At 74.6% G+C, this 20,289-nt stretch carries 20 protein-coding genes and 1 riboswitch; of the genes, 2 read left to right on the top strand and 18 right to left on the bottom strand.

Going from position 1 to position 20,289, the window contains the following annotated elements:
- Window positions 1-67: 67 nt before the first annotated feature.
- The 9 genes from M3148_RS02570 to M3148_RS02530 all read right to left on the bottom strand — a co-directional run bounded on the left by M3148_RS02570 (window position 68) and on the right by M3148_RS02530 (window position 9,889).
- On the bottom strand, window positions 68-811 hold the full coding sequence (locus M3148_RS02570; protein ID WP_251303087.1) for a polyprenol monophosphomannose synthase: 744 nt from the start codon (window positions 809-811) through the stop codon (window positions 68-70).
- Entirely contained in the window at window positions 808-2,361 is a 1,554-nt protein-coding gene (gene lnt, locus M3148_RS02565) for an apolipoprotein N-acyltransferase (RefSeq protein ID WP_251303086.1), read from the bottom strand. The genes M3148_RS02570 and lnt overlap by 4 nt, the downstream gene beginning before the upstream one ends.
- 378 nt (window positions 2,362-2,739) lie before the next feature.
- The gene (locus M3148_RS02560; protein WP_251303085.1) at window positions 2,740-5,571 is read right to left on the bottom strand and encodes a DEAD/DEAH box helicase; all 2,832 of its coding nucleotides are present in this window, start codon (window positions 5,569-5,571) and stop codon (window positions 2,740-2,742) included.
- Window positions 5,568-6,506: a diacylglycerol/lipid kinase family protein gene (locus M3148_RS18245; protein WP_251303084.1), complete on the bottom strand. Its 939-nt coding sequence runs from the start codon at window positions 6,504-6,506 to the stop codon at window positions 5,568-5,570. Before M3148_RS18245 ends, M3148_RS02560 begins: the two co-directional genes overlap by 4 nt.
- The gene (tatC, locus tag M3148_RS02550) at window positions 6,503-7,303 is read right to left on the bottom strand and encodes a twin-arginine translocase subunit TatC (RefSeq protein WP_308203202.1); all 801 of its coding nucleotides are present in this window, start codon (window positions 7,301-7,303) and stop codon (window positions 6,503-6,505) included. Before tatC ends, M3148_RS18245 begins: the two co-directional genes overlap by 4 nt.
- Window positions 7,304-7,327: 24 nt before the next feature.
- Window positions 7,328-7,606: a twin-arginine translocase TatA/TatE family subunit gene (gene tatA / locus M3148_RS02545; RefSeq protein WP_251303083.1), complete on the bottom strand. Its 279-nt coding sequence runs from the start codon at window positions 7,604-7,606 to the stop codon at window positions 7,328-7,330.
- Window positions 7,607-7,654: 48 nt separating this feature from the next.
- The gene (locus tag M3148_RS02540; protein ID WP_251303082.1) at window positions 7,655-7,966 is read right to left on the bottom strand and encodes a hypothetical protein; all 312 of its coding nucleotides are present in this window, start codon (window positions 7,964-7,966) and stop codon (window positions 7,655-7,657) included.
- Window positions 7,963-8,934 carry a helix-turn-helix transcriptional regulator gene (locus M3148_RS02535; RefSeq protein ID WP_251303081.1) on the bottom strand — a complete coding sequence of 324 codons (972 nt, stop codon included), beginning with the start codon at window positions 8,932-8,934 and terminating at the stop codon, window positions 7,963-7,965. The genes M3148_RS02540 and M3148_RS02535 overlap by 4 nt, the downstream gene beginning before the upstream one ends.
- Window positions 8,927-9,889 carry a helix-turn-helix transcriptional regulator gene (locus M3148_RS02530; RefSeq protein ID WP_251303080.1) on the bottom strand — a complete coding sequence of 321 codons (963 nt, stop codon included), beginning with the start codon at window positions 9,887-9,889 and terminating at the stop codon, window positions 8,927-8,929. Before M3148_RS02530 ends, M3148_RS02535 begins: the two co-directional genes overlap by 8 nt.
- A 136-nt stretch (window positions 9,890-10,025) precedes the next feature.
- On the opposite strand from M3148_RS02530, the gene M3148_RS02525 reads away from it, so the two are divergent.
- Complete coding sequence (locus M3148_RS02525) at window positions 10,026-11,120, top strand: DUF3866 family protein (RefSeq protein ID WP_251303079.1); 1,095 nt, start codon at window positions 10,026-10,028, stop codon at window positions 11,118-11,120.
- Between the two features lie 42 nt (window positions 11,121-11,162).
- Here M3148_RS02525 and M3148_RS02520 read toward each other — a convergent pair whose 3' ends face one another.
- From M3148_RS02520 to M3148_RS02480, 9 genes are all read right to left on the bottom strand, one after another.
- Window positions 11,163-11,615: a PH domain-containing protein gene (locus tag M3148_RS02520; RefSeq protein WP_251303078.1), complete on the bottom strand. Its 453-nt coding sequence runs from the start codon at window positions 11,613-11,615 to the stop codon at window positions 11,163-11,165.
- Window positions 11,612-12,454: an ATP phosphoribosyltransferase gene (gene hisG, locus M3148_RS02515; protein WP_251303077.1), complete on the bottom strand. Its 843-nt coding sequence runs from the start codon at window positions 12,452-12,454 to the stop codon at window positions 11,612-11,614. The genes M3148_RS02520 and hisG overlap by 4 nt, the downstream gene beginning before the upstream one ends.
- Before the next feature lie 26 nt (window positions 12,455-12,480).
- Window positions 12,481-12,744: a phosphoribosyl-ATP diphosphatase gene (locus tag M3148_RS02510; RefSeq protein WP_251303076.1), complete on the bottom strand. Its 264-nt coding sequence runs from the start codon at window positions 12,742-12,744 to the stop codon at window positions 12,481-12,483.
- 50 nt (window positions 12,745-12,794) lie between these two features.
- A complete protein-coding gene (locus M3148_RS02505; RefSeq protein ID WP_251303075.1) occupies window positions 12,795-13,769 on the bottom strand; it encodes an ABC transporter substrate-binding protein in 975 nt (324 codons plus the stop codon).
- A complete protein-coding gene (locus tag M3148_RS02500) occupies window positions 13,766-14,620 on the bottom strand; it encodes an ABC transporter permease (RefSeq protein ID WP_285882922.1) in 855 nt (284 codons plus the stop codon). The genes M3148_RS02505 and M3148_RS02500 overlap by 4 nt, the downstream gene beginning before the upstream one ends.
- An 89-nt stretch (window positions 14,621-14,709) precedes the next feature.
- A riboswitch (FMN riboswitch) is annotated at window positions 14,710-14,833 on the bottom strand.
- Window positions 14,834-15,203: 370 nt separating this feature from the next.
- Window positions 15,204-15,863, bottom strand: a complete 660-nt coding sequence (rpe, locus tag M3148_RS02495) for a ribulose-phosphate 3-epimerase (RefSeq protein ID WP_251303074.1) — start codon at window positions 15,861-15,863, stop codon at window positions 15,204-15,206.
- Between the two features lie 159 nt (window positions 15,864-16,022).
- A complete protein-coding gene (locus tag M3148_RS02490) occupies window positions 16,023-17,507 on the bottom strand; it encodes an RsmB/NOP family class I SAM-dependent RNA methyltransferase (RefSeq protein WP_251303073.1) in 1,485 nt (494 codons plus the stop codon).
- Entirely contained in the window at window positions 17,504-18,445 is a 942-nt protein-coding gene (fmt, locus tag M3148_RS02485; protein WP_251303072.1) for a methionyl-tRNA formyltransferase, read from the bottom strand. The genes M3148_RS02490 and fmt overlap by 4 nt, the downstream gene beginning before the upstream one ends.
- Before the next feature lie 31 nt (window positions 18,446-18,476).
- Window positions 18,477-19,106, bottom strand: coding sequence for an HAD family hydrolase (locus M3148_RS02480; RefSeq protein ID WP_251303071.1), 630 nt, complete (start codon window positions 19,104-19,106; stop codon window positions 18,477-18,479).
- An 88-nt stretch (window positions 19,107-19,194) separates the two neighbouring features.
- Between M3148_RS02480 and M3148_RS02475 the strand changes: the two genes are divergently transcribed.
- Window positions 19,195-20,256: a YeiH family protein gene (locus M3148_RS02475; protein WP_251303070.1), complete on the top strand. Its 1,062-nt coding sequence runs from the start codon at window positions 19,195-19,197 to the stop codon at window positions 20,254-20,256.
- The last annotated feature ends 33 nt before the right edge of the window (window positions 20,257-20,289 follow it).

The following is a 20,289-nucleotide window of genomic DNA, read 5'->3' as shown; positions in this document are numbered from 1 at the left end:
GGCGCACCACACGACGACGAAGGCCCGCAGGCACAGCCTGCGGGCCTTCTCGCACGTCCGGAGAGGCTCAGCGGCGCCGGACGAGCGCGAGCAGCTGGCGGCTGCGGTGCGACAGCCCCCACACTGTCGTGCGGACCAGCGCCTCGGTGATGATCGAGCGGCTCATCTTCGACACGCCCTCCGCCCGCTCGACGAAGCTGATCGGCACCTCGGCCACCCGCCCGCCCGCGCGGTGCACCCGCCACGTCATGTCGACCTGGAAGCAGTAGCCCTGGGACTCGATCTCCGCCAGCGGGAGCGCCGCGAGGGCGTCCGCCCGGAAGACCCGGAAGCCGGCGGTCGCGTCGCGCACCGGCAGGCCCAGCGCGAGCCGGACGTAGGTGTTGGCGCCCCGCGAGAGGAGCTCGCGGTGACGGGGCCAGTTGACGACCTCTCCCCCGGGCACCCACCGCGAGCCGATGACGAGCTCGGGCACGTCAGGACGCTGCGCGCGGGCGAGGAGATCTGGCAGCTGCTCGGGCCGGTGCGAGCCGTCGGCGTCCATCTCGACGACGAGCTCGTAGCCGCGCTCGAGCGCCCACTGGAAGCCGGCCACGTAGGCGCGTCCCAGTCCCTGCTTGCCCGGGCGGTGCAGGACGTGGACGCGGTCGTCACGGGCCGCTGCGGCGTCGGCGACCGCGCCGGTGCCGTCGGGGCTGTTGTCGTCGGCGACGAGGATGTCGGCCTCCGGGACAGCCTGCCGGGTGCGCTCCAGCGCGGCGGGCAGCGACTCGCGCTCGTTGTAGGTCGGGATGATGACGAGAGTCCTCACGCGGTCCTCCTCGGCCGTGGGGACCGCTGTCGAACGGTGGTGACCAGTCCCGCGGCGGCGGCGACGGCCGCGACGGCGGCGGCCACGAGCGTGGGCCACACGCCCAGGCGATCGGCGACCGTCAGCGAGGTGCGCAGCGGCAGGTCGGCGACGAAGCGGTCGGCGGTGAACAGCCCCGAGGACTGGGTGACGACCCCGTTGGGCGAGATGATGCCGCTGACCCCCACGGTGGAGATCTGTACGGTCGAGCGGCCGTGCTCCACGGCGCGGAAGACCGACATCGCCAGCTGCTGGGTGGACTCCTGGGTGTAGCCGAAGGAGGCGTTGTTGGTGGGCACGACGATGACCTCGCCGCCGGCCAGGACCGCGTCCCGCATGAGGCCGCCGTAGGCGACCTCGAAGCAGATCCCGACGGCGAGGTCGACCACCCGCTCGAGCCGCGGGCTGTCCAGCTCGATGATCCCGACCTCCTCGCCGGGGAGCATGTCGATGGACACGAGGTCGACGGCGTCGGTCACCTTCCGCGCGAGGTCGCGCAGCGGGATGTACTCCGCGAACGGGGCGGGGTGCTGCTTGGCGTAGACGTCCGCCTGGCCCCCGCCCGGCTCCCAGAGGATCGCCTCGTTGTACCGGTAGTCCTCCCCGTAGCGCTGCCCGCCCACGAGGATCGGCGCGTCGACGGCGTCGGCCGCGCGGTCCACGAGGCGGCCCGCCTCGGCGTCCTGGCGCGGGTCGATGTCGGTGGAGTTCTCCGGCCACAGGACGACGTCCAGCTCGCCGGGCTCGACGTCCTCCAGGAGCGCCTCGGTGCCGGTGACGTGGCGCTCGAGGACGTCGCGGCGCACCGCGAACGCGTCCAGGCCCGGGCCGGGCACGTTGCCCTGGACCGCACCGACGCGCAGCGTGCCGGCCTCGGCGCGCGTGTCGACCGGCACGACGAGGCCGACGGCGACGATCGCGGCGCCCACGACGAGCGCCCCGCTGGCCCGTCCGACCCGCGCGCGGCGCAGGTGGCTCAGGGCGACGGCGAGCAGTGCCCCGATGGCGACGACGGCGCCGGAGACGAGAGGTTCCCCGCCAAGGGACGCCAGGCGCAGCAGCGGCCCGTCCGTCTGGGAGAAGGCGAGCTTGCCCCACGGCATGCCACCGAAGGGCACGAGCCCACGGGCGGCCTCGGTCGCGACCCACAGGCACGCGACGACGACGACGCCGAGGGCGGGGTGGCGGGCGACCGGTCCCCAGCGGGCCGCCAGCACCCACCCGGCGGCAAAGACGGCGACGAAGAGCGCCTCGGCCACGCCGAGCAGCAGCCACGGCACCGCACCGGCGGCCTCCTCGGCCCACCACAGGTGGATGAGAAAGAACACCGCTCCCCAGACCCAGCCGTAGCAGAGCGCGCGCGACACGGTGGCGCCGCGCAGCGCGAGGAGGAGCAGGGCGATGCCGACCGCGGCGAGAGGCCACCAGGAACGCCCGGGGAAGGCGGCCTCGGTCACCAGGGCCCCGAGGACGCTGAGGAGCACGGCGACGCGACGGGAAGGCAGGGGCACCAGACAAGGATAGGTGTCCGCGAGGCCCGTCCTGACCCCGCCGGCGGGCCACGGCGGGACGGACGTGACCGACCCGCGTGTCCTTCGGACCGACGCTGCGGGGGCAGCTGTCGTTATCTAGTGAACACGCGGGCCTGGCCACTGTCCGCCGCGGCGCTCTTCCCGGTCGGCGCGGAGGCCACCGGTAGGGGCGGGCGGTACGAGAGACGAAACTAGCGTCCTGCGCGCACCGCATCAAGCCCGTGTACCTGCAGGTCAACGGCATGCACGCAGGTCAGCACCGGTGCTCTCCGGGCGTCGTGATCTCCCCGTGACCGGCGTGTCGCGGCGTGTCGTGGGATGTCTCACGGGCCCGCGCCGGCCAACATGCTCGCCGTCTCAGACGCTGGACCAGGCGACGACCCCGCGGCGGACGAGCTCGATGGCGCGCCGGGCGGTCCGGCGGCCCTCGGCGTCGGGTGCGGCGGTTGCGAGCTGGTCGAGGACGTCGAGGATCTGCTTGCACCACCGCACGAAGTCCCCGGCCCCGATCTCCGTCCCGTCCAGGACGGAGTCGAGCGGCGCCCCCTTGGCCCACGCGTGGACGATGGAGACGATCCCGGCGTCGACCGGCTCGGAGGACGGCACGCCGTGCTGGGACTCGCGCTCGGCGAGCTCGTCGGAGACCCGCACCGTCTGGCGCACGGCCTCCCCCAGCGCACCGCTGCCGGCGCCCGTGGGGGCACTGAGGGCGTCGTTGCGGGCGCTGTAGACGACGGTGGACACGACGGCGGCGAGCTGGGCGGCGTCCAGGCCGGCCCACAGGCCGCGGCGCAGGCACTCGGCGAGGACGAGGTCCTTCTCCGCGTACAGACGCGCGAGCCAGCGGCCGTTGTCGGTGACGACCATGCCGCCGTCGCCGTCGGGCTCGAGGTAGCCGAGCTCGGTGAGGAGCGCGCAGACCTTGTCGAAGTCGCGGGCGATGGAGGACGTGCGGGTCTCGATGCGCTGGAGCAGGCGCTGGTGCTCGGCGTCGAGGGCCACCCACCGGTTGGCCCAGCGGGCGTGCTCCTCGCGGTCGCTGCACCCGTGGCACGGGTGGGCGCGCAGCTGGCGGCGCAGCTCGTCGATCTGCTCACCGATGTCGGCGCCTGCCTGGCCGGCGCGGGAGGTGACCTCGGCGGGCGGCGCCGACTGGACGGCGCTGCGCAGCCGCGCGGCGAGGTCGCGGCGCTGGCCGGCGTCCCGCAGGTTCGCGTGCTTGGGGACGGGCACGGTGGCGACGGTCGTGGCGCCGTGGGGCAGCTCGGTGCTCGTGAGGGTGCGTACGCGCGGCTCGGGGGTGAGGACCTGCAGCACCGGGGAGTCGAGGCGGTCGGCGTCGACGTCCAGGACGAGCGCCCACAGGGTGCGGCGCCCGCGGCGGTACTCGAGGACGTCGCCGCGCCGGACCGCCGCCAGGGAGGCGTGGACGGCGCGCTGTGCGGCGCGTGAGCGCTCCCGCGACCGGTCCTTCTCGAGCTCGCTGACCCGCTGACGCAGGCGGGCGTACTCGGTGAAGTCGCCGAGGTGGCACGTCATCGCGGTGGCGTACCCGGCCAGCGCCTCCTCGTTGCGCCGCGCCTGGCGAGCCAGCCCGACGACGCCGCGGTCGGCCTGGAACTGGGCGAAGGAGCTCTCGAGGGTCTCGCGGGCCTGCGGGTAGGCGAGGGTCCCAAGGAGGTTGACGGCCATGTTGTACGTCGGGTGGAAGCTCGAGCGCAGCGGGTAGGTGCGGCGCGAGGCGAGGCCCGCCAGCGCGGCGGGATCGACGTCCTCGCCGTAGAGCACGATCGCGTGCCCCTCGACGTCGATGCCGCGCCGCCCGGCGCGGCCGGTCAGCTGGGTGTACTCCCCCGGCGTGAGTGCGGCGTGGGCGGTGCCGTTCCACTTGTCGAGCCGCTCGAGGACGACGGAGCGCGCCGGCATGTTGATCCCGAGCGCCAGCGTCTCGGTCGCGTAGACGACCTTGACCAGCCCCGCGGTGAAGAGCGCCTCGACGGTCTCCTTGAACACCGGCAGGAGGCCGGCGTGGTGGGCGGCGACCCCGCGCTGCAGGGCCTGGGACCACGCGTGGTAGCCGACGACGGCGAGGTCCTCCGGCGGCAGCGCCGCGCAGCGCTCCTCGATGACCTGGGCGATGGCGCGCGCCTCGGCGGCGTTCGTCAGGCGCACGCGTGAGCGCAGCGTCTGCTCGACGGCGGCCTCGCAGCCCGCCCGGGAGAAGACGAAGACGATGGCGGGCAGCAGCCCCGCCTCGTCGAGGCGCTCGACGACGACCGGCCGGGGCGCGGGGCGCACGTGTCCGATCCGCGCGGGCGGGCGGGACCGGCCACCCCGCGGGTCCCGGCGGCGCCCGGGCGGCGCGGAGCCCGTGCGCGCGGCACGCCGCACCGCCTCGGCGAGGTCGGGGTTGATGGGCGGGTTGGGCCCGGGATCGGTGGGGTCCACCCGGGCGCTGTAGAGGTCGAGCACGCGGTCGCGGACCATGACGTGCTGCCACAGCGGGACCGGCCGGTGCTCGGAGACGACGACGGCGGTGTCCCCGCGGACCATGCTGAGCCAGTCGCCGAACTCCTCGGCGTTGGAGACCGTGGCCGAGAGGGAGACGAGAAGGACGTCGTCGGCGAGGTGGAGGATGACCTCCTCCCACACCGGCCCGCGGAAGCGGTCGGCGAGGTAGTGGACCTCGTCCATGACGACGTAGCCGAGGTCCACGAGGGTCGGTGAGCCCGCGTAGAGCATGTTGCGCAGCACCTCGGTGGTCATGACAACGACGTCCGCCTCGCCGTTGATCGTCGTGTCACCGGTGAGGAGACCGACCCTGCTCTCGCCGTGCGCGGCGACGAGGTCGAGGTACTTCTGGTTGCTCAGCGCCTTGATGGGCGTGGTGTAGAAGGTCTTGCGCCCGGTCCGCAGCCCGAGGTGGACGGCGAACTCCCCCACGACGGTCTTGCCCGCACCCGTCGGCGCGGCGACGAGGACGCTGCGCCCCTCCTCGAGCTGCTCGCAGGCCTCGCGCTGGAACTCGTCGAGCTGGAAGCCGATCCCGGCGGCGAAGGCGGCGAGCTCGCTGCGCTCCGCGCGGGCCCTGCGACGTGCGGCGGCGTAGCGCTCGGCGGGGCTCGGGTCGGTGGAGGTGTCCGTCCCCTCGACCGCAGTCTCGGGGCGGCGCTTGCGTCGTGGGCTCACGCCTCGACTCTAGGCGCCAGCACCGACAGTGCACGCGGGTGGACGTCGCACTGGAGGGGCAGCGCGGTGAGCGGCTCGCCGTCGACGATCGCCACCGGCGGGTTGGCGCCCAGCGCGGTGAAGGGCTCGATGCGCACGCTGCGCGCCCGCCGCACGCTCACCGCGGGGTGGTCGACGTGCCGCCCCGAGAACAGGAGCGGGAACAGACGCACGACGGCGGCACGCGAGAGCCCGCGGGCGGTGACGAGGTCGAGCAGGCCGTCGTCGGGCACCGCTCCGGGCGCCACCCTCATCCCGCCGCCGAAGAGCGGGGTGTTGGAGACCGTGACGAGCGTGGCCTCCTGCTCCCAGGTGTCGCCGTCGGCGGTGATCCGGAAGCCGTAGGGGCGGAAGGCGGAGAGCTCGGCGAAGACCGCCCGGACGTAGCGTCCACCGTTGCCGGGCCAGCGCAGGCGTGAGGCGTGGTGGCCCACCGCGGCGTCCAGGCCCGCGCACAGCGAGCTCACGTACCAGCGGTTCGTCGGCTGCCCGGGGGTGCTGACGGCGACGGCGTCGACCTGCCTCACGGCGTCGTCGGCGGTGAGGGCGTGGCGCAGGACGGCGAGGGCGGCGGGCACGTCGTGGACCGGCAGGTCGAGCGCCCCGGCGATGTCGTTGCCGCTGCCGACGGCGACGATCCCGAGCGGTACGCCCGTCCCGGCGAGCACGTTCGCACCGAGGTTGACCATGCCGTCCCCGCCGACGACGACGACGGCGTCCAGCCCGTCGGCGAGGGCGGCGCGGGCACGGGAGAGGGCGTCGGCGTAGTCACGGCCGGTGAGGTCGAGGGTCTCGTGGCCGGCCTCGGCCAGCCCGGTGAGGACCTCCTCCCGCGACCGGGCGGCCCGGCCGCGCCCTGCCGTGGGGTTGGTGACGACGCCGACGCGCCGGCTCACGAGTCCGGCTCGAGGAGCTCGGCCTCGTGCGCTGCCTGCCGGCGCGCGGCGCGGCGGTCGTGGAGCGCGGCGATGCCGACGGCGCCGAAGTACAGGGCGCACATGGGCACGGCCAGCGCGATCATCGTCCACGGGTCCGGGGTGGGGCTGGCGATGCCGGCGAAGACGAAGACGAGGAGCACCGCCCAGCGCCACCCGCCGAGGAGCGCGCGCGCCGAGACCAGCCCGATCGCGTTGAGGAGCACCATGACGAGCGGGATGAGGAAGGCGATCGCGAAGGCGAGGACCACCCGCATGACGAAGCGGACGTAGTCCGTCGCGGGCATGTAGTTGAGCGCGCCCTCGGGGGTGAACTGGGTGAGGACCTTGATCGCGTTGGGCAGCACGAGCCACGCGAGGGCGGCGCCGCCGAGGAAGAGCGGCACCCCGGCGACGACGAACAGGAGGCTGCGGCGCTTCTCGCTGCGGGTGAGGCCGGGGGCGATGTAGGCCCACACCTGGTAGAGCCACCAGGGGCTGGAGAGGAAGGTCGCCACCCACAGCGAGACCCGGACCTTCATGTCGAAGGCGGCGGCCGGGGTGGTGAAGGTGAGCGCCGCGTTGAGCCCGGCGTCGTCGACGGCGAGGACGGGGGCCTGGATCGCGTCGAAGACGGGTTCGTAGAGGAACCAGCCCACGACGGTCATGACAGCGATCCCGGCCAGGGCGAGCAGCACGCGGCGACGCAGCTCGCGCAGGTGCTCGACCAGCCGCATCCGGCCCTCGGGGTCGCGCGTGCGTCCCTTCCTCAACGCCACGGAGTCCTCGTCCTGCGGCGGGTGCTAGCGGCCCGTCCCACCCGGTGGTGTGGTGCCGGGGTCGTCCGCGGAGGGCGGCGCCGTCGTCGGGTTGGGCGTGGTGCTCGGCGAGGTGGGGCCACCGGGCGCGGGGCCGGAGGGCGGCGGCGTGGAGTCGTCCTCACGCAGCTCGGTGACCTCCTTCTTGAAGATCTTCAAAGACTTGCCGATGCTGCTCGCCACGTCCGGGAGCCGCTTCGCTCCGAACAGGATGACGATGATGAGGACGATGATGAGGATCTGCCACAGGGAGGGGGGTCGCATGACGTGCCTTCGCGTCGGGTCCGGGGATGTCGAGTCTACGCCGCGGCCTCAGCGCAGCCCGACCCGGCGCCACCGGGTCATGGCCTGCGCTGCGCGGTCGGCACGCCGCTCGCGGCGGGCGCGCAGGTTGGCCTGCCGGCGGTGGCCGGCCTCGGCGACCTCCGCGGGCGGCGCGAGGTAGGCCGGGACGACGGCGGCCGGTGGCTCGGTGCCGGTCACCGCGGCGAGCCGCTCGCTGAGCTCGGAGAGCACGCGCAGCTCACCGAGGAGCACCTTGGCACGGCGCCACAGGCCCAGGCCGACGACGGCGTACAGGGCCAGCGCAGCGAGCACGAGGACGAGCCAGAGCCACCAGGTCATGAGCCCGAGGATATGTCGTCGTAGGCGGCCAGGGCGTCCGCGGCCTGGCGCGCCACCGCCGCGGCCAGCTCGGGAGGGGCGACGGCGCGCACCTCGGCACCGAGCCCGAGGACGACGTTCGCCAGCCACGCCGGGTCCGCCACCCGCAGGCGCACCCGCATCCCGCCGTCGGGCAGGTCCTCGTGGTCGACGACGGGCACCCGCTCGGCCAGCCAGCGCGCGCGGGGCGCGAGCTCGAGCTCGGCGAGGAGGTCGTCGTCGTCGAGCTCGGGCTCGGTGCTGCGGCCGGTGGCCTCGGGGGCGTGGACGGCGGGGGTCTCCAGGACCTCCGCCGCGAGCACACGGTCGAGGCGGAAGTGCCGCAGCCCGTCGACGCGGTGGCACCAGGCGCGCAGGTACCAGCGGCTGCCGTCCCAGACGAGCTCGAGGGGGTCGACGTCGCGCTCGGTGACGACGTCGGATGCCGAGACGTAGCGCAGGTGGAGCCGGCGGCCGGCGGCGAGGGACTGGCGGACCGGGGCCAGGGCGGCGGTCGCGTCGCTCACGTGGACGTCGACGGCCTGGGCCGCGCGGGCGGCCTCCCCCGCGGCGGCGGTGAGCTTGGCGGTGGTGCTGCGCAGGACGTCGTCGTCGACGCCGCCGTCGGCGCTCAGCGCCTCCAGGGGCTTGAGCGCGACGAGCAGGGCCAGCGCCTCGTGGGCACCGAGGCGCAGCGGGCGGTCCATGCCGCGCGGGTTGGTGAGCGTGAGAACCTGGCGGTCGTACTCGTCGGCGGCGAAGTCGATGAGGTCGTCGGGCAGGTAGCCGGGCGTGCCGGTCACCCACAGGAGGTTGACGTCGGCGAGGACCTGGCGCTCGCTCACCGCGAAGTGCGCGGCGACCTCCGCCACCGGCACCCCGGGGTTCTCCCCGAGGTAGGCGATGAGGGCGAGCAGCCGCGTGAGGCGCTCCCCGGTGGTCTCAGCCACGGACGGCCTCCCCCAGTGCGGCGACAGCACGCAGGCGCGCGACGACCGCCTCGCGCAGGGCGGGTGGCTCGAGGACGAGGACGGCGGGCCCGTAGGCGGCGATCTCGGCGGCGAGGGAGAAGTCGTCGTCGGTCTCCACGACGACGACGTCACGTCCGTCGCGCTCACCACGCTCCTCGACGGCGCGGGCTCGCAGGGCCGCGCCGCGCTCGGGCAGGACCGCGAGAACGGCGCGCGCACCGCCGCTGCCGGCGAGGATCGCCTGGGCGTCGTGCTCGGGGACCTCGAAGGCGCCCGCCGGTCCGGTGGCCCTCACGGCGCCGACGACGCGAGAGAGGCGGAAGACGCGCGGGGCGCCGCGGTCGACGTCGTGGCCGATGAGGTACCAGCCGCGGTCGCGGCTCACCAGGCGCCACGGCTGGACGCGGCGGGTGGTCTCCTCGCCGGTCGAGGCGGCGCGGTAGGCGAAGGAGACGGCCTGCCGAGCGCCGATCGCGTCGAGGAGCGGGCCGAGGGCCGTCTCGGCCGGCTGCACGCGCAGCGCGACGCCGATGTGGGAGTCCGGGTCCGCGCCGGCGGCGACGGCGCGCAGCTTGGTGAGGCCGCGGTGGGCGGAGCCGTGGAGGTGGGCGTCCTGCCAGACGGTCGCGGCGAGGGACAGCACGCCGATCTCCGCGGCGGTGAAGGTGACCTCCGGCAGCGAGTAGCCGGCGGTGTCGAGGCGGTAGCCGACGGCGTCCTCGTGGACGGGGTCGACGTCCGTGACGATCGGGACACCGAGGTGACGCAGGAGGTCCTTGTCGCGCTCGAACATCCGCTCGAAGGCGACGTCGTTCGTCGCGTCGAGGTAGCCGTTGACGGACGCGCGGATGTCGGCCTTGGTCAGCCGGCCCGGGGCGTGCCGGAGCGCGATGAGGAGGTCGAGCAGCCGCTCGGCCGGGTCCACGCGAGTCACGGTGCCCACCGTACTTGCTGCCGCACCGCTTCCCCCGCCACGCCGCCCCGCGCGCCCCCTCCCCCTTGTCGCCGGGCGCTGAGCTGTTCCTCAGCGGTCTCAGCGTCCGTGGGCCGGCGACGGTAGCGTGCACGGGGTGATCTCCTGGCGTGACGGTGTGGTGAGGGCGGTGCGCGGCTCGTGGGCCGGCGCCGTCGAGCTCGAGGTGGGCCTCGACCGGCCGGCCGGGGACCGCACCTCCGTGCGGGCCCTCGCCTACACCGGCCTGGTCGGTGAGCCGGAGGTCGGGGACCGCGTGACGCTCACCGTCTCCGCGCTCGTCCGCGGGCTCGGCACCGGCGGCTACGCGATGGTCGTCGCCCTGCCCGACCGCCTGCCCGCCGACCCGCGGCCCGGTCCCGGACACGTCGTCAAGGCCCGCTACACGCCGCTGCAGCCGATGCTCCTCGGCGTGGACGAGCAGGAGTCGCCCTGGCACGAGCAGATGCGCGAGGCCGACGACCTCGGCGCCCTCGCCGTCGTCGTCGCCGACCTCCACTCCGCCCTGCCCGCCGTCCTCGCGGGAGTGCGGGCCGCCGGGGGCGGGCGCAGGGTCGCCTACGTCATGACCGACGGCGGGGCGCTGCCGCTGGCCTTCTCCCGCTCCGTCGCGCAGCTGCGCGAGGCGGGCTGGCTGGCGGCGACGATCACGGCGGGACAGGCCTTTGGCGGGGACCACGAGGCCGTCAACGTCCACACCGCCCTGCTCGCGGCGCGCCACGTCGTGGGCGCCGACGTCGTCGTCGTCACGCAGGGGCCGGGCAACCTCGGGACCGGGACGCGGTGGGGCTTCTCCGGCGTCGCGGCCGGTGAGGCCGTCAACGCGGCGGCGGTCCTGGGCGGGCACCCGGTGGCGGCGCTGCGCGTCTCCGAGGCTGACCCGCGTGACCGGCACCGCGGCGTGTCCCACCACTCGACCACCGCCTACGGGCGAGTCGCGCTGCGCCCGGCCGACGTCGTCGTGCCCGTCGCCGACGGCCCGCTCTGGTCGCGGGTGCGCGAGCAGGCGGCCACCCTGTGCGAGCCGGTCGGTCTCCACCGGCTCGTCGAGGTGCCGGTGGCGGGGCTGCGAGGAGCGCTCGAGGACTCTCCCGTCCGGCTGTCGACGATGGGCCGCGGGCTCGACGAGGACGAGGCCGCCTTCATCGCCTCGGCGGCGGCCGGTGCCCACGCCGCGACGCTCACCGCCTGACCGGTGCGGCCGGGACACCCAGCCGGGTCTCCGCGGGTCGGGTCAGCCGGGCTGGTCGGACTCGTGGAGCTGGACGAGGGCCGCGAGGCGGCCGACCTCGCGGCGGGCGTACCCGCCGTCGGCCGACTGGATCGCCATGACCGGCAGCGTCGTGCCGTCGGAGAGGTCGAGCTGTGCCCAGGCGCTGTTCGCCCCGAAGCGCACCTCCACGACCTGCTCCCACTCCAGGCGGCGGACCTTGATGAAGTTCCGGACGGTGAGGCCGTCGTCGTCGGGCACGGCGCGGACGGCCGCCTGCCGGAAGCACAGCCACGCGAGCACGACGGCGGTCGCGAGCATCCCGATGACGTCGGCGCCCGACATGTCCAGATCGTTGGCGGCCATGACCATGAAGAGGACCGGCGGCCCGAGGACGGTGAGGACGAGCAGGACCGAGGCCACCCACCGCGCCGCACGGGGGCGGAACGGGCGCAGGAGCTCGGCCGAGAGGTTCACAGCCGCGAGGCGTGGATGGTGGTGACGATGATGGCCCGCGCCCCTACCTCGTACAGCTCGTCCATGACGTGGTTGGCGTCCTCGCGCAGGACCATGGCCCGCACCGCGCGCCAGTTGCCGTCGTGCAGCGGGGAGACGGTGGGCGACTCGAGGCCCGGGGTGAGCGCGACGGCCTTCTCCACGTGCTCGACCGGCACGTCGTAGTCCATGAGGACGTAGCGGCGCGCGACGAGCACGCCCTGCAGGCGGCGGTCGAGGACGGCCACCGCGGCGTCGGCGGGACGGCTCGCGGGGCGGATGAGCACCGCCTCGGACTGGAGGATCGGGTCGCCGAAGACCTCGAGCCCGGCCGCGCGCAGCGTGGAACCGGTCTCGACGACGTCCGCGACGGCGTCGGCGATGCCGAGCTGCACCGAGGACTCCACGGCGCCGTCGAGGTGGACGACGCTCGCCTCGATGCCGCGCTCGGCGAGGTAGTTGCCCACGAGGACGTCGTAGCTCGTCGCCACCCGCGCGCCGGCGAGGTCCGCGACGGAGCGGATGGTGCCGGCGGGCGCCGCGAAACGGAAGGTGGACCGGGCGAAGCCGAGCGGCCGGTGCTCGACGGCGGAGGTGCCGGAGTCGAGGAGGAGGTCACGGCCGGTGATGCCGACGTCCACGGTGCCGGTGCCGACGTAGACGGCGATGTCACGGGGACGCAGGAAGAAGAACTCGACGCCGTTGGCGGGGTCGGGCAGGACGAGCTCGCGGTCGCGGCGGCGGCGGTAGCCGGCCTCGGCGAGCATCTGGGTGGCGGGCTCGGACAGCGAGCCCTTGTTCGGGACGGCGATGCGCAGCACGGGGATATGTCTCCGGGTCGGGTCGGTCAGAGCTTGCGGTAGACGTCCTCGAGGCTGATGCCGCGAGCGACCATCATGACCTGGACGTGGTAGAGCAGCTGGGAGATCTCCAGGGCCGTGGCGTCCTCGCCCTCGTACTCGGCGGCCATCCACACCTCGGCCGCCTCCTCGACGATCTTCTTGCCGATCGCATGGACGCCGGCGTCCAGCTGGGCGACGGTCCCGGAGTTCTCGGGCCGGGTGTCCGCCTTGTGCTTGAGCTCGGCATACAGGTCGTCGAAGGTCTTCACGCCCCTCAGGATAGGCCCCCGCCGCGGCGCGCCCGAGGCGGCGTCCACGCTCAGCCGAGCGCCCGGACGGCGTCGGCTGCGGCGACCTCGCCCTCGAGCAGGCCCTGCTCGGCCATGAAGGTGGCCATCGCCTCCCAGAGCGCGGGGTCGTTCGTGCCGGTGGCGCTGCCGTACAGCGGGACCGTCGCCTCGACGGTGGCCATCGCGGCCTCCCGCGCGGCGGGGTCGGCCAGGCCGGGGACGTGCTCGGCGGCGATCTCGACGGCGGCGGCGGGATCCTCGACGACGTCCCGGACCCCGCGCATGGTGGCCTCGACGACGGCGGCGGTTGCGCCGTCGTCGGCAATGTCCTCGTGGGCGCCGATGCCGATCCCGACGAGCGGGACGTCACCGAGCGGGATCGTGCGCACGTCGACGCCCGCCTGCGCGAACCGGACGGCGTCGTTGTTGGCGAAGCCCATGACGGCGTCGACGTGGCCGGCGCTGAGCGCGGCCTGCTGGGTGTAGCCGATGGATTCGACGGTGACGTCCTCCTCGCTCAGCCCGGCGTTGCCGAGGAGGGCGAGGAGCCCGAAGTACGTCTCCCCGAAGGGGCCGGGGATGCCGACGGAGTGGCCGGCGAGGTCCGCGGCGGTGGTGATGTCGGAGTCGGCGGGAACGATGAGGACGACGGGGTACTCCTCGTAGAGCGTCGCGACGGTGACCACCGGGACGCCGGCCGAGCGCGCCTGGAGCATCTCGTCCCCGCCGGCGACGACGAGGTCCTCCTCCCCCGCCTCGAGCGCGCCGAGAAGGGACTCGGAAGCACCGTGGTGGCGCAGGGTGACGTCGACGCCAGCGTCCTCGTAGTAGCCGCGCTCCTCGGCGACGTAGAAGGGCGCGAACTGGACGTCGGGCGTGTAAGTGAGGCCGATGACGAGCTCGTCGGCGCCGGTGGTGGGGGCCTCGGGCGTCTGCGGCTCGGCGCAGGCGGCGAGGGCCAGGGTCGCGGCGGCGAGGGCGAGGGCAGTGCGGCGGCGGGTCACGGGGTGCTCCTGAGGGCGGGACGGACGGCGCGGCGGGCGCCGAAGCGGGTGCGGACGGTGGGGCGGTCGTCGACGGCGAGGCGCTCGACGACGCGCAGGGCGGCGTACATGAGGACGGCGAGGAGGGCGAGGACGGCGAGGGTCGCGAAGAGGCCGGTCGTGTCGGCGGAGTTGGACTGGACCGACAGGACCATCCCCAGGCCGCGGCCGCCCATGACGAACTCCCCGACGACGGCGCCGGTCACCGAGAGGGTGAAGCCGTTGCGCAGGCCGGTGAGGAGGCTGGGCAGGGACATCGGCACCTCCATGTGACGGAGCATCGACCAGCCGTGGGCGCCGTCGAGGCGTGCGGCGTCGACGACCTCGGGGTCGAGGGTGCGCAGGCCGAGGATGGTGGCGAGGAGGATCGGGAAGAAGACGAGCAGGGCGCACAGCAGGACGATCGGCAGCAGCCCGTACCCGACCCAGATGACGAGGAGCGGGGCGAGCGCGACCGCGGGCAGCGCCTGGGAGGCCGCGACGTAGGGCTGCAGGCCGGCGGCGGCCCACCGGTTGCGGGCGATGAGGTAGCCGAGCGGGAAGGCGACGGCGGCGCCGAGGACGCTGCCGAGCAGCGCCTCCACGAAGGTGATCCACGTGTAGGCGAGGAGGTGTCCAGCGGTGAGCTCGGTCCACAGCCGCGCGGCGACGGCGCTGGGCGCGGGGAGGAAGAACGGGGAGGCCGCGCCGGTGCGGGTGACCGCCTCCCACACGAGGAGGACGAGGACGCCGAGGACGAGCGGCGTGAGCCACACGACGCGGCGGGCGCGACGGTGGGAGGCGAGCGTGCGCGCGAGCGGTGCCTGCTCCATGTCGTCCTTCCCGGTTCACTGACGGTGTGATCCGGGGTCGACGAACGCGCGAGCGTCCGCGGCGCCCTGCCGACGGGTCGGCGAAGGCGGCCGTGCATCCTCCCATCCGGACTTTCACCGTCGGTCCTGGAGTTCCACCAGGTCAACCACCTCGGAAGGTGGGTCGCGGACTGTCACCGCCGGTTCGGAATCTCACCGACCCCGGAGCACGTTCTTGCAGCATCAAGCATGCCACAGGCCAATTTGTTCCCTGGCATGCGTCGGGGCGTGTGCCACAAGCGGGGCGCACGGCGGTGCGACACGCGGGCGACACGCCGGTGGGAGGCCGGTCGCGGAGTCGGTTGTGGCACACGCTGCAGGGCCAGGGCCAGGGCCGGGGCCGGGGCCGGGCCGGGGCCGTGGCCGGGGCCGGGCAGCCGCCGTGGCCGGGGCCGGGCAGCCGCCGGAGGGCCGGGGGTGGACGGGCGGGTCGCGGCGGGCGTCGCCGGACCGGGCGGCCACTCACCGCAGCCGGGGGCAAACCGTGCGCTAGCGTCGCCGACTCGAACGGCGGCTACCAGCCGCGGCAGCGGCTACCCGCCACTCAGCGGGCGGCTGCTGCGAGCTCGCGCAGGGCCGTGACCTCGGCGTTCGGGTCCTCGGCACCGTAGACGGCGGAGCCTGCGACGAAGGTGTCCGCGCCGGCGCGGGCGGCGGTGGCGATGGTGTCGCGCGAGATGCCGCCGTCGACCTGGAGCCAGATGTCCCGGCCGGAGGCGTCGATCGCCTCCCGGGCGGCGGCGATCTTGCTGAGGGTCGACTCGAGGAAACGCTGGCCACCGAAACCGGGCTCGACGGTCATGACGAGGAGCATGTCGAGCTCCTCGAGGTAGTCGAGGTACGGCGCGATGTCGGTGGTCGGTCGGACGGCGATGGCCGCGCGGGCGCCGGCGGCGCGGATCTCGCGGGCGAGCCGGATCGGGGCCACCGAGGCCTCGGCGTGGAAGGTGACTGACGCGCAACCGGCCTCGGCGTAGCCGCGGGCCCAGCGGTCCGCGTCCTCGATCATCAGGTGCGCGTCGACCGGGACGGGACTCGCCGCGACGATCCGCTCGACCACCGGCAGCCCCACCGTGAGGTTGGGGACGAAGTGGTTGTCCATGACGTCCACGTGCACGAGGTCCGCGCCCGAGATGCGCCCGAGCTCCCCCGTGAGGTCGGCGAAGTCGGCGTTGAGGATGCTGGGAGTGATGCGTACGGCCACGGTCCGAGCCTACCCATGCGAGGCCGGACCGGTCGCTCCCGCTCCTGCCGCGCCAGGCCACAGTTCGCGACCGCAGGTGAGAGTGACGACCGTGGGTGTCGTTCCGCCCGCGGTCGTCAGTTTCGCGTGCGCTCGGCCCGGTGGCTCGGTGCGGGCGGGTCAGGCGTTCTTGCGGAGCAGCGAGAGGAACATCGCGTCGGTGCCGTGCAGGTGGGGCCACAGCTGGACGTCGGGACCCTCGCCGAGGTCGGGGACGTCGGTACCTGTCGCCGTGGTCAGTGCCGTGCGGGCGTCGAGGCGGGTGATGTCCTCGCGGCCGCGCAGGACGTCCTCGACCACGGCACTCGTCTCTGCCAGGTGCGGGGAGCAGGTGACGTAGGCGACCACTCCCCCGGGCCGCACCGCCTCGAGCGCCGAGCCGAGCAGCTCGCGCTGCAGCGACGTGAGGGCGGGCAGGTCGCTCGGCTGCCGGCGCCAGCGCGACTCGGGACGGCGGCGCAGCGCACCCAGGCCCGTGCACGGCGCGTCGACGAGCACCCGGTCGTACACGCCCGGCTCGGCCTCGCCCATCTCCCGGCCGTCGCCGGTGCGGACGTCGACGCTCTCACGCAGCGCGGCCGTGGACTGGCGGACCAGACGGGCACGGTGGGGGGCGACCTCGTTGGCGAGCAGGTGGACCTCACGCTCAGCGGCGATCGCGCCGAGGAGGGCCGACTTGCCGCCCGGTCCGGCGCAGAGGTCGAGCCAGCGGCTCTCCTGCTCGCCGTCCGGCCCGGGGAGCACCTCCGCCGCGGCGAGGGCGAGGGCGACGAGCTGGCTGCCCTCGTCCTGAACTCCGGCAAGCGCGTCGCGCACGGCGGGCAGCGAGGCGGGGTCACCCCCGGCGAGGCGCAACGCGGTGGGCGCCCAGCGGCCCGGCGTGCCCCGCTCCCCCAGCGTCCGCGTCACCTGCTCGGCGAGCTCCTCCGGGGAGACGAGCCCGGGGCGCGCCACGAGCGTCACCGCGGGCGGGGCGTTGTCGGCCCGGAGCAGCTCGGCGAGCTCCTCGGCAGGCCGGTCGGCGGCGCGCAGCGAGGAGCGCAGAGCGCGCACCACCCACGCGGGGTGGGACTCGACGGCCGCGAGGTACGCGCCGTCGTCGGGGATCTCCTCGCGGAGCTGGGCGAGCCAGGTGTCGAGGTCCTGGCGCCCGACGGCGCGGAGCACCGCGTTGGCGAAGCCGCTCGCGCCGGTGCCGACGCGAGCCCGCACGAGGTTGACCGTCTGGGAGACGGCGGCGTGCGAGGGCACGCGCATGCCGAGGATCTGGTGGGCGCCCATCCGCAGGAGGTCGAGGACGGGCGGGTCGAGCTGGTCGAGGGGCCGGCCGTTGGTGCAGCGCGCGAGGATCGCGTCATAGCGACCGCGCAGGCGCAGCGTGCCGTAGACGAGCTCGGTGGCGAAGGCGGCGTCGCGGCCGGTCAGCCCACGCTCACGCAGCATCTTGGGCAGTGCGAGGTTGGCGTAGGCGTCGCTCGTCGCGACCGCCTCGAGGGTGTCGGCGGCCGCGGTGCGGGCCTCGTCAGCCGCCTCCCGCCGGCGCGGGCCGGTCGGACGTCCCCCGCCGCGGCGGGGACCACGGGAGCCCGGGCGCTGCTCGTTCATGCCGCCTCCCTGCCGAGACCTGCGTCCCCGGCCAGCCGGGCGCCGCGCGCCCAGTCGGCCGCGGCCATCCACGAACGGCCTGCGGGGGCGACCTGCCCGAGCTCGACGGCACCGCTCCCGGTGCCGACGAGCACCTCCGTCTTTCCGGCACACAGCGCGCCGGGGGCCAGGTCGTCGACGTCGGCACGCACCGTGACGGTGCCGAGCTTGAGCCGGGAGCCGTCGGGCGCCGTCGTCCAGGGTCCAGGGGCGGGGGTGGTGCCGCGGACGAGACGGTCCACGGCGACGGCGGGCGCGGTCCAGTCGACCCGCGCGTCGGCTACCTCCAGCCGCGGGGCGTGGCTCACGCCGTCGGCGGGTTGCGGGACGGGTACGGCGCTGCCGGACGCGAGGGCGTCGAGGGTGGCGAGGAGGAGCGGGGCGCCGGACTCGGCGAGGCGGGCGAGGAGGTCACCGGAGGTGTCGCCCGGGCGGACCGTCTCGGTGAGGGTGCCGAGCACCGGACCGGTGTCCAGGCCCTCCTCGATGCGGAAAGTCGTGGCGCCGGTGACGTCGTCACCGGCGATGACGGCGTGCTGGACCGGTGCAGCGCCGCGCCACGCGGGCAGCAGCGAGAAGTGGAGGTTGACCCAGCCGTGGCGCGGGACGTCGAGCAGGGCCGGCGGGATGAGCGCGCCGTAGGCGACGACGGGAGCGGCGTCGACGCCGAGCGCCGCGATCTCCTCCTGGACCTCGGGGTCGCGCAGGGTGCGCGGCGTGAGGACGGGCATGCCGTGCTCGCGCGCCCACGCCGCCACGGGGCTCGGGTGGAGGGTGCGGCCGCGCCCACGGCGGGCGTCGGGCCGGGTGAGGACGGCGACCACCTCGTGCGCGGAGTCCGCGAGGGCACGCAGTGACGGGAGGGCGACCTCGGGGGTGCCGGCGAAGAGGAGGCGCATGGTCCAGCAGTCTAGGCGCCCGGCGGGAGCGTCAGACCGGCAGGCCGAGCTCGCGCAGGTCTGCGCGCAGCTGCTCGGCCCCGGTGAAGTGGCGCGCTACGAGGCCCGCGCCAGAGGCGGCGTCGACGTTGCGCAGGGAGTCGTCGGTAAAGACAGTGAGCGGCGGGTCGAGCTTGAAGCGCTGGATGAGGAGGTCGTAGATCGCCGGGTCCGGCTTGGCCACGCCCACCTCGCCGGAGACGAGGACGGCCTCGAGCTGGTCGATGACCGGCACGGAGCGGGCCGCCTCGTGGAAGTTCTCGGCCGACCAGTTCGTCAGGCCCAGCACCCGGATGTCGGCGGCGATGAGCTCCTCGACGATCTCAGTCGTGCCGGGCACCGGGCCGCCGAGCGACCGGGCGAAGTTCGTCACGTAGTGGTCGAAGTCATCGGCGCGGTGGGGGTGGGTGCGCTCGAGGGCGGCGCGCGCGTCGGCGAAGGTGCGTCCGGCGTCCTGCTCGTGGTTGAAGCTGGGGAAGTCGATCTCCGCGTGGAAGGCGTCGAACTCCTCGCGGGTCCAGCGCTCGGCGAAGGCCTCGTACGGGTCCCACCTCACGAGCACCTGCCCGAGGTCGAACACGACGGTGGTGATGGGGCCTGTCAGCGGGACGGAGGACTGCATCGCGGATCGCCTTCCTGTAGGAGTCGCCTCGACCCTAGACGACGGCACCATTCGGCGCGGCGGGGCGGCCGGGGCGAGGATGGAGGCCATGTCGACCGACCGCAGCGCGCCCGCCGTCCCCGCCACCGCCACGTGGCGCGCCAAGGCACCCGGGCTCGCGGTGTCCGTCGTGATCGCCCTCGTGGCGACGGCGATCGGCACCGCGGTGCCCGTGATCGGCAGCCCGGTGAGCGGCGTCGTCCTCGGGGTCCTCGTCGGGGTCCTTGTCCGACGGCGGGCGCGCGCCTCGTCCGTGGCGGCCCTGTCCCCCGGGCTCAAGCTGGCGAGCAAGCTCGTCCTGCAGATCGCCGTCGTCCTGCTCGGGGCGCGGCTGTCGCTGGCGCAGGTCGCGCAGGTGGGCGTCGACTCGCTGCCGGTCATGCTCGGCACGGTGGTCGTCTGCCTCGTCGGGGCCGCCGCCCTGGGCCGGCTGCTCGGCATCGACAGCGAGCTGCGTGTGCTCATCGGGACCGGCACGGCGATCTGCGGCGCCTCGGCCATCGCGGCCGTCACCCCGGTGGTCCGGGCCTCCGGCAGCAGCGTCGCCTACGCCCTGTCCACCGTGTTCGCCTTCAACATTGCCGCCGTCCTTCTCTTCCCGCCGCTCGGGCAGCTGCTCGGGATGAGCGAGGAGGCCTTTGGGCTCTTCGCGGGCACGGCGGTCAACGACACCTCCTCCGTCGTCGCTGCGGCGACGACCTTCGGCTCCGTGGCGGCCGACCATGCGGTGGTCGTCAAGCTCGTGCGGACGCTGCTCATCATCCCGATCGTCATCGGCCTCGCGCTCCTCGTCGCCCGCCGCGACCGGCGGACGGCGGGGGACGACGCCGGAGACCGGCCGGCGGTGTGGCGTCTCGTGCCGTGGTTCCTCGTCGGCTTCCTGCTGCTGGCGACGCTCAACAGCATCGGACTCGTCCCCAAGACGTGGCACGACCCGCTCGCGACGGCGGCCACCTTCCTCATCACCGTGGCGCTGACGGCGATCGGCCTGTCGACCGACGTGCCGGCGCTGAGGGCCGCCGGCCTGCGGCCGTTGCTGTTCGGCGGGATGCTCTGGGTGCTCGTCACCCTGAGCGCGCTCGGCGTCATGGCGCTGACCGGCGCCATCTGACCGGAGCGGTCCACGGCCACGGACCGGAGCACG

It is taken from the genome of Georgenia satyanarayanai (assembly GCF_023715365.1).
Taxonomy (GTDB): Bacteria; Actinomycetota; Actinomycetes; order Actinomycetales; family Actinomycetaceae; genus Oceanitalea; species Oceanitalea satyanarayanai_B.
This window is presented reverse-complemented; position numbering and strand designations above follow the sequence as displayed.

Coding starts and splice junctions, on each gene's coding strand:
- M3148_RS02475 (WP_251303070.1), top strand. CDS start 19,195: ATGTCGACCGACCGCAGCGCGCCCGCCGTCCCCGCCACCGCCACGTGG.
- tatA (WP_251303083.1), bottom strand. CDS start 7,606: ATGCGACCCCCCTCCCTGTGGCAGATCCTCATCATCGTCCTCATCATC.
- M3148_RS02490 (WP_251303073.1), bottom strand. CDS start 17,507: ATGAACGAGCAGCGCCCGGGCTCCCGTGGTCCCCGCCGCGGCGGGGGA.
- M3148_RS02480 (WP_251303071.1), bottom strand. CDS start 19,106: ATGCAGTCCTCCGTCCCGCTGACAGGCCCCATCACCACCGTCGTGTTC.
- fmt (WP_251303072.1), bottom strand. CDS start 18,445: ATGCGCCTCCTCTTCGCCGGCACCCCCGAGGTCGCCCTCCCGTCACTG.
- M3148_RS02540 (WP_251303082.1), bottom strand. CDS start 7,966: ATGACCTGGTGGCTCTGGCTCGTCCTCGTGCTCGCTGCGCTGGCCCTG.
- M3148_RS02500 (WP_285882922.1), bottom strand. CDS start 14,620: ATGGAGCAGGCACCGCTCGCGCGCACGCTCGCCTCCCACCGTCGCGCC.